The sequence below is a fragment of the Brevundimonas sp. UYEF29 genome, assembly GCF_040546195.1.
GTDB classification, from domain to species: domain Bacteria; phylum Pseudomonadota; class Alphaproteobacteria; order Caulobacterales; family Caulobacteraceae; genus Brevundimonas; species Brevundimonas huaxiensis.
In genome coordinates this window covers 267,123-279,803 of sequence record NZ_JBEPNH010000004.1, presented here as the reverse complement: position 1 = coordinate 279,803, position 12,681 = coordinate 267,123, and the positions used below count along the sequence as shown (strand labels likewise).

The following is a 12,681-nucleotide window of genomic DNA, read 5'->3' as shown; positions in this document are numbered from 1 at the left end:
CTTCGACCCATTGCGGACATAGGCTGCGCGGCGGAAGATCACGTTATGAAACTCGGCTTCACCTGCCCGGTCTGTGCCTTCCACGATGAAAAACTGCCTCTATTCGAGGACGGGCAGGACAAGTGGTATCAGGAAATCTGCCCTTCTTGCGGGACGCAGTTCGGCTACGACGACGACGCGTTGAGCCATTACGCGCTGCGGCTTCGCTGGGTCGCAGGTGGAGCGAAGTGGTGGGCACCTAAACCCGCTCCTGACGGCTTCGATGGCCTCCACCAGCTACAAGCGGCTGGCTTGTCACAAGAATAGATAGGTCTGCTTCCCACCCATGAGCGACGCTGAGAATGTCCGCTTCCAGCAGTTGAACTCATCGTTTCCCGTTCGCCTGAATGAACGCCCCCACATCCTCCGCCACGCCAGGGGCCAACGGCAGCGTCGGGTCTGAATAGGTCGCCAGGTTGGCGGCGCGGTCGGCGGGGGCGGTCTTGAGCAGGTGGTTGACGCCGTCCCAGAGTTTCAACGTGGCCTTGGGGGCGGCGGTGGCCAAGCCTTGCGCGTCTGTGACGCCGATCTGGAGGTCGGTGGTGCCCTGGCCGATGAAGACCGGGCCGTCGTAGGCGGCGAGCAGGGCGGCGGGGTCCAGCGGCAGCCACGAGATCAGATAGGGCTGGACCGACGGGCGGAACAGGGCCGCCAGCGCGGGCGGCGTGTCGGCGACGGTGCGGCCGGCCTCGAGCTCGGCAAGCACGGCGAAGGCCTGGGTCTTCAGGGGTTCGGGCAGGCCGGCCTGAAGCTGTTCGCGGATCACCACGCCGGCCGGGCGACCGGCGCCGGACAACAGGATCAGGCCGCAGACCTTGTCGTCTCCGCCGTCGACCGCCTTCAGCGCGACCAGGGCGCCTTCGCTATGGCCGATGAGCCAAGCGCAGGGCTGTCCCGTCCGCGAGGCAGCCTCGGCCGCCCAGGCGCGCGCATCGACGGCCAAGTCTGTGAAACGCAGCTTAGTTTCGTCGAACCCGGCGGCTGTGCTGGCCGCGACGCCGCGCTTGTCGATGCGCAGGGTGGCGACGCCCTGTTCCGCCAGGCCCTCGGCCAGCAGGCGATAGATCGAGGCGGCGACGCCCATCGGGCTGTTGCCGTCTCGATCGGTCGGGCCTGAGCCGGGCAGAATGACGGCGACGGCCGTCGGCGCCTCCGGCGTCAGCAGCGTGCCATGCAAGGGCGCGGGCTGGGCGGGCAGGGCGATGTTGGTCGAGACCGGGCCCGCGAGCAGGCTGGCGGCCAGAAGGGCGTGGGTCAGCGTCAGCATGATGATCTCCTTGGCGGCGAGGTCAGACGAGAAACTGCTCGAATGCAATATGTCGCGGCTGCGGCGGATTGCATTCAACCGAGCGATCGGGCTAGGGACGCGCAACTTGATTTTGAGAATGCGTATCAAAATGCTCTGCCTTCGCCGTGCCTCCGTTTTTTTGACCGCCAGCGCCCTTGCGCTGACGCTCGCCTCGCCGGCCCTGGCGCAGCAGACGACGACCCCGGCGGAACTGGGCGAGATCGTCGTGACGGGATCGCAGGTGCGGCTGACGGCGCCGGCGGCGGGCGGTCAGGTGGCGCGGGGCGGGCGTGTCGGTCTGCTGGGCAATCTGGGCGTGATGGACACCCCGTTTTCGACCAGCAGCTATACCGAAAAACTGGTGCGTGATCAGCAGGCGCGGGGCATCGGCGACGTGCTGCAGAACGATCCGACGGTGCGTGTGTCCAAGGGCTTCGGCAACTTCCAGGAGCTGTATGTGGTCCGGGGCTTCCCGGTCTATTCGGACGACATGAGCTACAACGGCCTCTATGGCGTCTTGCCGCGCCAGTTCGTGGCGGCGGAGCTGGTGGAGCGGGTCGAGGTGTTTCGCGGCGCCAGCACCTTCCTGAACGGCGCCGCGCCGGGCGGGACCGGGGTCGGCGGCGCCTTCAACCTGACGCCGAAGCGGGCGGGGGACGCCCCCCTGACGCGCCTGACCGGAGGCGTGTCGGGCCGTGACGAGATCTACGCCGCCGCCGACCTGGCCCGCCGCTTCGGGATCGAGGACGAATGGGGCGCGCGCCTGAACATCGCCAGCCGCGCGGGCGAAAGCGCCGTCGAGGACGAGACCGGCCAACTGCGGGTCGTCGGCCTGGGGCTGGATCGCCGTGGCGACCGCGCCCGGTTTTCGGCCGATCTGGGCTGGCAGGATCACCGGATCGACGCGCCCCGTCCCAGCGTGACGCCGGGAACCGCCATCCCGGACGCGCCTTCGGCCGACAAGAATTTCGCCCAGCGCTGGACCTACACCGACGAGGAGCAGCTGTTCGGCGCCGTGCGCGGTGAGCTCGACCTGACCGACAGCATCAGCGCCTGGGCCGCTTTCGGCGGGCGTCAGGGCGAGGAAAACAACAGCCTGGCCAATCCGCGCGCCGATGCGGCGGGCGCGATCAGCGGCTATCGGTTTGACAATATCCGCGAGGACACGGTGTGGTCGGGCGACATCGGCGTGCGCGCCGACCTGACGACCGGCCCGATCGAACATCGCCTGGTCGCCTCGGCGTCGCAGATCCAGTCCAAGTCGAAGAACGCCTGGGCGGCGTCGAGCTTCGCCGGCTATGCGTTGGGGACGCTGACCAATCCGCTGTTGTCACCGGCGCCGGCCATCGGCAGCGTCTCGGGCGATCTGGATGATCCCAACGTCACCGAGCGGGTCAAGAACACCAGTTTCGCCGTCGCCGATGTCTTGTCCTTCCTGGATGGACGCGTGCTGGCGACCGTCGGCGTCCGCTATCAGGAGATCGAGACCCGATCCTATGCCTATGCCGACGGGGCCTTCACGTCGGGCTATTCCAGCGACGCCACGACGCCGGCCTTCGCCGTGGTCTACAAGCCCACCGACACGATTTCGCTGTACGCCAACTATGCCGAAGCCCTGGTACCGGGCACGACCGCGCCGGCGGTGGTCAATGGCGTGACGGTGGCGAACGGCGGCGAGGTGCTGTCGCCGTTCCGCGCCGAGCAGGCCGAGATCGGCGCCAAATACGACGCCGGTTCGTATGGCGGCACGCTGAGCGTCTTCCGCACGACCTTGCCCAGCGCCTTCTTCGATCCAAATACCGCTGTCTATTCGGACGGCGGCGAGCAGGAGAACAAGGGTGTCGAGCTGACCGTCTATGGCGAACCGGTCGTAGGCTTGCGTCTGATCGGCGGCGCGACATGGCTGGACGCGGAGATCAATCGGTCGCTGACCGCCGCCAATGCGGGCAAGTCGGCGATCGGCGTGCCGGACTTTCAGACCAATCTGAACGTCGAATGGGACGTGCCGCTGGTCAGCGGCCTGACGGTCGAGGGCCGGGCGGTCCATACCGGCGCACAGCCGGCCAATGCGACGAATACGCTTGAGCTGGAGAGCTGGACCCGGTTCGACGCCGGCGTCCGCTACGCCTTCGTGGCGGGCGACAAGCCGGTGACGCTGCGGGCGCGGGTGGAGAATGTCGCGGATGAGGATCAGTGGGTCGCGGTCGGCGGCTATCCGGGATCGAACTATCTGACGCTGGGCGCGCCGCGGACCTTGCGTCTGTCGGTCTCCACCGAGTTCTGATCCGCGCCGGCCGATGCACGCCCGGACGATCCGCGCCTGGACCTGGACGCACAAGTGGTCGAGCCTGATCTCGACCCTGTTCCTGCTGATGCTGTGCGTCACGGGGCTGCCGCTGGTGTTCAGCCACGAGCTGAACGAGGCGCTGCTGCACGAGCCGTGGGCGCCGAAGAACCCGGACGGCCGACTGCTGACGCTGGACGAGGTGCTGGCCGCCGGTCTGGCCAAACATCCGGGCGAGGTTCCGGCCTTCATGAGCTTCGACGAGGACCGGCCGGTGGTGAACGTCACCAGCCGCGCGCCCGACGCCCCGGCCGGCAAATACAGTTTCGAGCCCATCGACCAGACCAGCGGCGAGGGCGCGCCGCTGGTCGCCGGTCATCCGGTGATGGAGTTCCTGCTTCAGCTGCACACCGACATGTTCCTGGGGCTGCCGGGGATGCTGTTCCTGGGGGCGATGGGGCTGTTGCTGGTCGTGGCCGTGGTGTCGGGGGTCGTGGTGTATGCGCCCTTCATGCGTCGGCTGCCGTTCGGGACGGTGCGGGTGAAGAAGGCGGCCCGGACGCGGTGGCTCGACTACCACAATCTGCTGGGCGTGGTGACGGCGGCCTGGGTGCTGGTGGTGGGGCTGACGGGGGTGGTCAACACCCTGGCCACGCCCATCCTGGCCTATTGGAAAGAGACGGCGCTGAAGGAGTTGACGGTCGCCTATGATGCGCCGGCGCCCGCGCAGGGTCGGGCCTCGCTGGATGCGGCGGTGGAGCGGGCCAAGGCGGCGCTGCCGGGCATGAAGCTGCAGTTCGTGGCGTTTCCGGGGACCGACTATTCGACCGACCACCACTATGCCGTCTTCTTCCACGGCGACACGTCGCTGACGACGCATATGACGACGCCGGCCCTGATCGACGCGCGTACGGGGGAACTGGCGGCGGTGGCGCCGGCGCCCTGGTATGTGAAGACCCTGTCGCTGTCGCAGCCGCTGCACTTCGGCGACTATGGCGGGCTGGCGCTGAAAATCCTGTGGGCGCTCCTGGACATCGCCACCATCGTGATCCTGGGGTCCGGTCTTTATCTGTGGCTGGGCAAGGGGAGGCGGAAGGCGTGAGCCGTCGCCGTCACAACCCGAGGGATCTGACCCTGTGGGCCATCTTCCGCGCGCCCATCGTCCTGTTCGCGCTCAGCCTGATCGGGCTGGTGGGCGCACTGTTGCAGGATGGGGTGTGGGACTGGGCTTTTGCCGCATTGCTGGCCTCGCCGATCCTGGCGACCGGCTGGGCCGTCGTCAGATCGAAAAGCTGACGCCGCAGCCGCAGCTGGAGGCGGCGTTCGGGTTCCTGACCACGAACTGGGCGCCGGCCAGTTCATCGACGTAGGCGATCTCGGAGTTCTTCAGGAAGGGAACCGAGACCGGGTCGATCAGGGCGGTCTGGCCGTCGGCCTGGATGCGCAGATCGTCGTCCTCGGCCGTCTCGACCAGTTCGAACCGATACTGGAACCCCGAGCAGCCGCCGCCGTCCACCGCCACGCGCAGCATCAGGGTTTTGCCCTCGGCAGCCCCCAGTTTGGCCAGCCGCTTGGCGGCGCTGGCGGCCAAGACGATGCCTTCCGGCGCGCGCGTGGCGACGGTGAAGGCGGGTGTGGACGGTTCTGTGGATTGGACGGTGCTCACGGCTGTCTATATGAGGCGGGCAGGGCCGTTCGCAAAGGCCCCCGCATCAAAGCAGCCTCAAAGTTGATGACTTGAGCCAGACCGATCTCGCTTCCTACGCCGAACGCGCCGACCTGACCCAGGGCCGCCGCGTTTTCGAGCCCGCCAGCCGCACGCGCACCGCCTTTGCGCGGGACCGTGACCGCATCATCCATGCGACGGCGTTCCGGCGGCTGAAGGAGAAGACCCAGGTCTTCGTGGCCCATGAGGGCGATCACTACCGCACCCGCCTGACCCATTCGCTTGAGGTTGCGCAGATCGCGCGGTCGCTGGCCCATGCGCTGAGGCTGGACGACGACCTGGCCGAGACCATCGCCCTGGCCCACGACCTGGGCCATCCGCCCTTCGCCCATGCCGGCGAGGACGAGCTGGTGGTGCAGATGCGCGACTACGGCGGGTTCGACCACAACGTCCAGAGTTTCCGCGTCGTGACCGAACTGGAGAACCGCTATCCGCAGTTCGACGGGCTGAACCTGAGCTGGGAGACGGTCGAGGGCGTCATCAAGCACAACGGCCCGGTGTCGCACCGCCTGGACGAGCCGGCCTGGTCGGTCGTGCGTCCCTATGCAGCCGACGGCGAGGCAGGGTGGGACCTGCGGCTGGGGACGTTCGCCTCGCTGGAGGCCCAGTGCGCGGCCATCGCCGACGACATCGCCTATAACAATCATGACGTGGACGACGGTGTGCAGGCGGGTCTGATCACCCTGCGCGATCTGGATCAGGTGCCGCTGATCGGCCCGATGTTGGCCGAGGTGCGCCGCGAATATCCCGACATCGACGACCGGATGCTGCGCATCGAGGCGGTGCGGCGGATGATCGGCGTCATGGTCGAGGACGTGCTGGCCGAGACGGCGCAGCGGCTGGAGGAAGACCGGATCGTCACGACCGAGGACGTGCGGATGGCCAGGCGCACGATGGTGGATTTCTCGCACGCCATGCACGTCGACCTGGCGGTGCTGAGGAAGTTCCTGTTCGAGCGGATGTATCGCCATTACCGCGTCAATCGCACCCGCAGCCAGGCCCGGCGCGTGCTGTCGCAGTTGTTCGAACTGTTCATGGCCGAGCCGGAGGTGATGCCGCCGGAGTGGGGCGAACCGGCCATGACCCCGGACAAGACGCAGCGGGCGCGGGCCGTATGCGACTACATCGCCGGCATGACCGACCGTTACGCCATAGAAGTGCACCAGAAGCTGTTCAGCCTCGACCTCGCCCTCGATCTGTGATTCGAAAGATGTACGCGGGGGCGTAGAGTGATCGTTCGGCGCGCCGATTCGCGCCGACAGACGGCGGAGCGCGACCATGTCCTTTGAAGACGACAACAAACCCGGCCGGGGCGCCTATACGCCGCCGACCGACGACGACCTCCCGTTCCGCCGTAACAGCTACGATCCGCGCAGCGGCCGCAATGTCGGCTCGGGCGGGGGCAAGGCGCCGCCGGTGACCTTGATCATCAGCGCGGTGGTCCTGTTGCTGCTGATCGTAGCGGTGATCTTCTTCTATCGTTCGGGCATGCGCGCCTCGACCGACGCGCCGCCGGCCGTGGGTCAGCCCGTCGGCGAGATGAAGACCGCCGCGCCCATCGACGCCCAGCCAATCGACCCGGCCGAGGGCGTGCGCGTCTATCGCGACGAGGCCGAAACGACCGATGCGCCCGTGACCTTCACCCCGCCGCCCGAGGCGCCCCAGCCGCGTCCGGCCGCGCCGCCGACCGCCGCACCGACCGGACAGGGCCTGCCGCCCGCCAATACGGCGACGCCGGCCGCACCGGCACCGCGCCCGACGACCCCAGCGCCCGCGCCCGTCGCTGCGCCGGCGACCAAGGCTCCGGCCGCGACCGGCGGATCGGCCTCGGTCCAGATCGGCGCCTTCTCCTCGACCGAGATCGCGGACCGTGAATACGCCGCCGTCGCCGGCCGCTTCGGCGCGTTCGCCTCGGGCGCCGAAAAGCGCGTGACCGAAGTGACCTCGTCCAGCGGATCGACCCTGTACCGGACGGCCTTCTCGGGCCTGTCGCGCGAACGGGCGGTCGCCTTCTGCAATGCGCTGAAGGCGGCGGGCCGGGACTGCATCGTCCGGTGACGTCCGCCGCCATCTATGGCTGCCTGGGACATCGGCTGACGGAGGCCGAAAAGGCCTTTTTCGCCGAGGTCCGACCCTGGGGCTTCATCCTGTTCCGGCGCAATATCGACACGCCGGAACAGGTGCGGGCTCTGACCGACGAACTGCGGGCGTCCATCGCCGATCCCGAGGCGCCGATCCTGATCGACCAAGAAGGCGGTCGGGTCCAGCGGATGGGGCCGCCCCACTGGCCCAAATATCCGCCGGGTAACGCCTATCTGAAGGCGACGAACGAGCTGGCGCAGGCGCGTGAGCTGACGCGGCTGGGCGCACGTCTGATGGCGCACGATCTGCGCGAGGTCGGGGTGACCGTCGACCTGCTGCCGGTGCTGGACGTGCCGGTTCCCGGCGCCCACGACATTATCGGCGACCGCGCCTATGGCGTCGATCCCGAGACGGTCGCCGTGCTGGGCCGCGCGGCGGCGGAGGGGCTGCTGGCGGGCGGGGTTCTGCCCTGCATCAAGCACATGCCGGGCCATGGCCGGGCCTTTGCGGACACGCACAAGGATCTGCCGACGGTTCATGCCGATCTGGACACGCTGGACGCCTGGGACTTTGCGCCGTTCAAGGCCCTGTCGGACATGCCGATCGGTATGACGGCGCACATCGTCTTCACCGCAATCGATCGCAAACATCCGGCGACGCAGTCGAAGAAGGCGATTCGCCTGATCCGCGAGCGGGTGGGATTCGGCGGCCTGCTGCTGTCCGACGATCTGGTGATGAACGCCCTGTCGGGCTCGTTGACCCAGCGCGCGCACAAGGCGCTGAAGGCGGGGTGCGATCTTGTCGTCCATTGGAACGGCGACATGGACGAAATGCGCCAGGTCGCCGAGGGCGTCGGGCCGCTGAAGGGCGGGGCGCGCCGACGTGCGGACGCCGCGCTGGCCCGGATCGTGCGGACGCCCGAGCCGCTGGATCCCGTCGCGGGGCACGACCGCTTCTTCAAGGCCATGGGCGGTCGCATGGACGTGGCCAAGGGACCGGACGTGGGTGAGGCGCAGGCCTAAAGATCTATGACGGAGTCGTTCCAGCCCAATCTGGATTTCAACGCCGAGGAGGTCGAGGAGCGCGAAGCCTTCGTCGTCGATCTGGAGGGCTATGAGGGACCGCTCCACGTCCTGCTGGCCCTGGCGCGAAACCAAAAGGTCGATCTGCTGAAGCTGTCGATCACCCAGCTGGCGGAACAGTATCTGGCCTTCGTGCACGAGGCGCGGCGGCGTAACTTCGCCCTGGCGGCGGACTATCTGGTGATGGCGTCGTGGCTGGCCTATCTGAAGTCGCGCCTGCTGCTGCCGCGCACCGACAAGGGCAAGGCCGAAGAGCCGCCGGCCGAAGAGATGGCCGCCGCCCTGGCGTTCCGGCTGCAGAAGCTGGAGGCGATGCGAAAGGCCGTCGAACAGCTGATGGCCCGGCCGCAGCTGAAGCGCGACGTCTTCACGCGAGGCGATCCTGAGGCGACGGTGATCGTGCCGTCGGACCGGATCGACGCCAGCCTGTACGAACTGATGAGCGCCTATGTGGTGCAGCGCCGGCGCGAGGAGGCCCGGCGCTACGCCCCCGGCCAGCGGGTCGAGGCCTTTCCGCTGGAAGCCGCGCGCGACTGGCTGCGCGAGATCATGCCCAAGCTGGCCGACTGGACGCCGCTGGAGCAGGTCGCGCCCCATCGTGAGGACGAGGAGGGGCCCAGCCAGGCCAGCTTTACGGCCTCGACCCTGTCGGCCAGTCTGGAGCTGGTGAAGGAGGGGGCGATGGACATCCGGCAGAGCGAGGCGTTTGCGGACCTGTATCTGAAGCGGCGCGGACCGGGCCAGCCCCTGGAGCTGACGCCGTGAGCGACCTGTCGTTCCAGCCCGACGAAGCCGAGATCGAACGGCGGGTCGAGGCCCTGCTGTTCGCCGCCGCCGGGCCGCTGACGGCGGCCGAGATCGCCGCGCGCCTGCCCGAGAACTGCAACGTCGCGCGCGCCATATCGGGTCTGCGCGCCCGCTATGAGGGGCGGGGGGTCAAACTGGAGTGCGTCGCCGACCGCTGGCGTTTCCGCACCGCGCCCGACCTGGCCTTTATGATGACCCAGGAGCGCGAGGGGCCGCGCCGCCTGTCCAAGGCCGCGCTGGAGACCCTGGCCATCATCGCCTACCACCAGCCGGTCACCCGCGCAGAGATCGAGAGCGTGCGCGGGGTGACCCTCTCCAAGGGCACGCTGGATCTGCTGCTGGAGATGGGGTTCGTGCGGCTGCGGGGGCGCAGGCGGACGCCAGGACGGCCCGTCACCTATGCGACTACGGATCGGTTCCTGGAGCATTTCGGCCTGGCGACCCTGTACGATCTGCCGGGCGTGCAGGAGATGAAGGCGGCGGGCCTGCTGGACCTGTCCCTGCCGGTCGGGTTCGAAGTTCCCGATCCCACCAAGGCCTCCGAGGCCGACGACGAAGACGGCAGCCTGCCTCTGGAAGACGACGCGCCCGAGTTCGCCCAGGATTTCGTCGGCGAACGAAGCTGACCCAGCGTGATGTTCACGCCGTCTTAGTCTGCGCGCCGTAAGCCAGACCGTATGAGTGGCGTGACATCGAAGACGGGTTGGCGGGCGTGGAGCACGTTCAGGATCGCAATGATCCTGATGCTGTCGTCCATCGTCGGCATGGCCGGGGTTCTGGCCATCGTCAGCCGCGGCATTGACGCCCACCAGGCCAGCAAGGAAGAAGGTCTGGTGCGCCTACGTCTGACGCGCGCGCTGGAGACCATTGGCGAAAACCTGACCACCGCCTCGGTCTGGGACGAGGCCGTCGATCGGATGACGGCGGGCGATGTGGCCTGGTACGACCGCAACTTCGGCGCCTTCTACGCCGCCCAGCACAAACATCAGTTCACCCTGGGCTATGACGGTACCGGGCGGCTGTTTCGCATCAGCACACTGGGCCGACCCGCCGAGGCGCAGGTTGGCCAGCCATTTGGCCAGGCGGCCCGTCCGCTGATCGATGCGCTCCGGGCCCAGGCCGCGGGCCGCGATCGATCGGTCACGGCGGATGCCGGGGTGCGTCTGAAGGCGGCGTTCGTTCGCGTCGGTGACGACGTCTATGTGCTGGGAGCCTCCACGGTCGTGCGGCATACGGCGGGCGGATCGACGCCGGCGTCCGATCCGGTGGTCGCGTCGTTCAAGCCGTTCGCTGGCGAGCTCGAGCCGTTGAAGACGAGGCTAGCGCTGGATCGGATACATTTCCAGCCCGGCGATGCGGAGCCGCCCAAGGGCATGGTCGGCGTCGATGTGCGCGATGTCGGCGGCGCTCTGTTGGGGCGTGTGGTCTGGGCGCCGGAAAAGCCCGGCTATCAGATCCTGACCAAGGCCGGGCCGCTGCTGCTGCTGCTGTTCATCGTGCTGCTGATCGGCACGGGGTCGCTGCTGTGGAACACGACGGCGGACGTGCGACGCCTCAAGGCCTCCGAGGTCGCCCTGTCGGCGGCGCTGGAGCGGGCCGAGGCGGCGAACCGGGCCAAGACGAGGTTTCTGTCCAACGTCAGTCACGAACTGCGCACGCCCCTGAACGGCGTTCTGGGCATGGCCGAGATCATCGGGGCCGATCTAGTCACGCCGCAGCAGCGCGAGCGGCTGGAAATCCTGAAGGCGTCGGGGCGGCAGCAACTGAGGCTGGTCGAGGAGCTGCTTGACGTGGTGCGGCTGCGCGACGGGGCGGTGGCGCTGGAGACCCGGCCGTTCCGGCCCGACAATCTGTTGCAGCGGGTCGCCGACGACTTCCGGGGCGCGGCCGAGGCCAAGGGGCTGAAAATCTCGGTCGAGGCGGCCGAGGGCGAGTGGTTGGGCGACCCGGTCCATGTCGAAAAGCTGATCGCGGCGCTGACGGACAATGCGGTGCGGTTCACGCGCACTGGCGGCGTGATGCTGCGCGCCGTTGCGGGCGCGGGCCTGGCCTTGGAGGTCGAGGATACGGGACCGGGCATGGAGCCGGGGGAGGCGGCGCGTCTGTTCGAGGCCTTCACTCAGGGCGATGAAAGCGCGACGCGCACGGCCGAAGGGCTGGGGCTGGGATTGACGGCGGCGCACGGTCTGGCGGCCCTGATGGGCGGCAAGATCGAGATCGTCACCGCGCCCGGCGCTGGCAGCACCTTCCGCGTCGTTCTGCCGTTGAAAGCGGTCGCCTAGGCCGTCAGCAGGCGCGGCAGTTTGAAGGTGACGGTCTCGCTGGCGCCGTCGTCTTCGGTCACCGTGGCGTCAAAGCGCGCCCGGATGGCGTCGACCAGGGCCTCGATCAGCGGCTCGGGCGCCGAGGCGCCGGCAGTGACGCCGACGGTGTTCACGCCGTCGAACCAGGACCAGTCCACCTGGGACGCATCGTCCACCAGATAGGCGGCCAGGGCGCCGGCGCGCATCGCGACCTCGACCAGGCGCACCGAATTGGACGAGTTCTTCGATCCGACGACCAGCACCAGGTCGCAGCCCTCGCCCAGCGCCTTGACGGCGTCCTGGCGATTGGTCGTGGCGTAGCAGATGTCTTCCTTGTGCGGATCGGGCAGTTCGGGGAAGCGACGCTTCAGCACCTTCAGGATGCCCGCCGTGTCGTCTACCGACAGGGTGGTCTGGGTCGCATAGGCGAGCGGCGCGTCGCCGGGGCGTTCGAACGATTCGGCGTCGGCCTCGGTCTCGACCAGGGTGATGGCGCCGGGCGGCAACTGGCCCAGGGTGCCGACGACCTCGGGGTGGCCTGCGTGGCCGACCAGGATGATGTGGCGGCCGGCCGCGTGATGACGCTCGGCCTCGACGTGCACCTTGGACACCAGGGGGCAGGTCGCGTCCAGGAAGACCAGTTCGCGCGCCCGCGCCGTCGCCGGCACGGACTTGGGCACCCCGTGGGCCGAGAAGACGACCGGCCGGTCGTCGGGGCATTCGTCCAGTTCCTTGACGAAGACGGCGCCCATGGCCTTCAGCCGCTCGACCACATGTTTGTTGTGGACGATCTCGTGGCGCACATAGACGGGGGCGCCGAACTTTTCGATCGCGCGCTCGACGATCTGGATCGCCCGGTCGACCCCGGCGCAGAAACCCCGCGGGGTGGCCAACCGCACCGAAAGCGGGCGAAGCGGAGCGTTGGGGACAGGAACATGCGCATTCATGGCGGCGAACCTAGTCGTTTGCGGCGCTGACCGCCATCGGAGCCGAAGGGCGGATGCGACGGATTCTGTCGCCCGCAGCAGCGGCGCATCGTCACGGCGGGCGGGCGAGAATGGAAAATCGAT

The 12,681-nt window shown here is 68.3% G+C and carries 12 protein-coding genes and 1 pseudogene; 10 read left to right on the top strand and 3 right to left on the bottom strand.

Features of this window, described 5'->3' with window-relative positions:
- Nucleotides 1-45 precede the first annotated feature (45 nt).
- On the top strand, nt 46-306 hold the full coding sequence (locus tag ABIB58_RS09330; protein WP_354040495.1) for a hypothetical protein: 261 nt from the start codon (nt 46-48) through the stop codon (nt 304-306).
- Between the two features lie 58 nt (nt 307-364).
- Here the strand turns inward: ABIB58_RS09330 and ABIB58_RS09325 are convergent, their stop codons facing one another.
- Nucleotides 365-1,306 (bottom strand): alpha/beta hydrolase, encoded by a 942-nt coding sequence (locus ABIB58_RS09325; protein WP_354040493.1) that lies wholly within the window; start codon nt 1,304-1,306, stop codon nt 365-367.
- 118 nt (nt 1,307-1,424) lie between these two features.
- On the opposite strand from ABIB58_RS09325, the gene ABIB58_RS09320 reads away from it, so the two are divergent.
- From ABIB58_RS09320 to ABIB58_RS09310, 3 genes and pseudogenes are all read left to right on the top strand, one after another.
- Nucleotides 1,425-3,611: a TonB-dependent receptor gene (locus ABIB58_RS09320; RefSeq protein ID WP_502909740.1), complete on the top strand. Its 2,187-nt coding sequence runs from the start codon at nt 1,425-1,427 to the stop codon at nt 3,609-3,611.
- Nucleotides 3,521-4,713, top strand: a pseudogene (locus tag ABIB58_RS09315) (PepSY-associated TM helix domain-containing protein). Before ABIB58_RS09320 ends, ABIB58_RS09315 begins: the two are co-directional and overlap by 91 nt.
- On the top strand, nt 4,710-4,907 hold the full coding sequence (locus ABIB58_RS09310) for a hypothetical protein (protein WP_354040491.1): 198 nt from the start codon (nt 4,710-4,712) through the stop codon (nt 4,905-4,907). Before ABIB58_RS09315 ends, ABIB58_RS09310 begins: the two are co-directional and overlap by 4 nt.
- On the opposite strand, the gene erpA is transcribed toward ABIB58_RS09310, so the two are convergent.
- Nucleotides 4,891-5,208: an iron-sulfur cluster insertion protein ErpA gene (gene erpA, locus ABIB58_RS09305; RefSeq protein WP_039245694.1), complete on the bottom strand. Its 318-nt coding sequence runs from the start codon at nt 5,206-5,208 to the stop codon at nt 4,891-4,893. The two genes, ABIB58_RS09310 and erpA, sit on opposite strands and share 17 nt — an antisense overlap.
- 140 nt (nt 5,209-5,348) lie before the next feature.
- Between erpA and ABIB58_RS09300 the strand changes: the two genes are divergently transcribed.
- The 6 genes from ABIB58_RS09300 to ABIB58_RS09275 all read left to right on the top strand — a co-directional run bounded on the left by ABIB58_RS09300 (nt 5,349) and on the right by ABIB58_RS09275 (nt 11,590).
- Nucleotides 5,349-6,539 (top strand): deoxyguanosinetriphosphate triphosphohydrolase, encoded by a 1,191-nt coding sequence (locus ABIB58_RS09300; protein ID WP_354040489.1) that lies wholly within the window; start codon nt 5,349-5,351, stop codon nt 6,537-6,539.
- A 76-nt stretch (nt 6,540-6,615) separates the two neighbouring features.
- On the top strand, nt 6,616-7,395 hold the full coding sequence (locus ABIB58_RS09295; protein ID WP_354040487.1) for an SPOR domain-containing protein: 780 nt from the start codon (nt 6,616-6,618) through the stop codon (nt 7,393-7,395).
- Complete coding sequence (gene nagZ / locus ABIB58_RS09290; RefSeq protein WP_354040485.1) at nt 7,392-8,441, top strand: beta-N-acetylhexosaminidase; 1,050 nt, start codon at nt 7,392-7,394, stop codon at nt 8,439-8,441. The genes ABIB58_RS09295 and nagZ overlap by 4 nt, the downstream gene beginning before the upstream one ends.
- A 6-nt stretch (nt 8,442-8,447) precedes the next feature.
- A complete protein-coding gene (locus ABIB58_RS09285; RefSeq protein WP_045810344.1) occupies nt 8,448-9,266 on the top strand; it encodes a segregation and condensation protein A in 819 nt (272 codons plus the stop codon).
- The gene (scpB, locus tag ABIB58_RS09280) at nt 9,263-9,934 is read left to right on the top strand and encodes an SMC-Scp complex subunit ScpB (RefSeq protein WP_354040482.1); all 672 of its coding nucleotides are present in this window, start codon (nt 9,263-9,265) and stop codon (nt 9,932-9,934) included. Before ABIB58_RS09285 ends, scpB begins: the two co-directional genes overlap by 4 nt.
- A 108-nt stretch (nt 9,935-10,042) precedes the next feature.
- Complete coding sequence (locus ABIB58_RS09275; protein WP_354040480.1) at nt 10,043-11,590, top strand: sensor histidine kinase; 1,548 nt, start codon at nt 10,043-10,045, stop codon at nt 11,588-11,590.
- On the opposite strand, the gene ispH is transcribed toward ABIB58_RS09275, so the two are convergent.
- Nucleotides 11,587-12,558, bottom strand: coding sequence for a 4-hydroxy-3-methylbut-2-enyl diphosphate reductase (ispH, locus tag ABIB58_RS09270; RefSeq protein WP_354040478.1), 972 nt, complete (start codon nt 12,556-12,558; stop codon nt 11,587-11,589). The genes ABIB58_RS09275 and ispH overlap by 4 nt on opposite strands.
- Nucleotides 12,559-12,681: the final 123 nt, after the last annotated feature.

What these genes read in the sequence shown, in the direction of transcription:
- ABIB58_RS09295 (WP_354040487.1), top strand. Translation starts at nt 6,616, where the DNA reads ATGTCCTTTGAAGACGACAACAAACCCGGCCGGGGCGCCTATACGCCG.
- ispH (WP_354040478.1), bottom strand. Translation starts at nt 12,558, where the DNA reads ATGAATGCGCATGTTCCTGTCCCCAACGCTCCGCTTCGCCCGCTTTCG.
- ABIB58_RS09275 (WP_354040480.1), top strand. Translation starts at nt 10,043, where the DNA reads ATGATCCTGATGCTGTCGTCCATCGTCGGCATGGCCGGGGTTCTGGCC.
- ABIB58_RS09285 (WP_045810344.1), top strand. Translation starts at nt 8,448, where the DNA reads ATGACGGAGTCGTTCCAGCCCAATCTGGATTTCAACGCCGAGGAGGTC.
- ABIB58_RS09330 (WP_354040495.1), top strand. Translation starts at nt 46, where the DNA reads ATGAAACTCGGCTTCACCTGCCCGGTCTGTGCCTTCCACGATGAAAAA.
- ABIB58_RS09325 (WP_354040493.1), bottom strand. Translation starts at nt 1,306, where the DNA reads ATGCTGACGCTGACCCACGCCCTTCTGGCCGCCAGCCTGCTCGCGGGC.
- ABIB58_RS09320 (WP_502909740.1), top strand. Translation starts at nt 1,425, where the DNA reads ATGCGTATCAAAATGCTCTGCCTTCGCCGTGCCTCCGTTTTTTTGACC.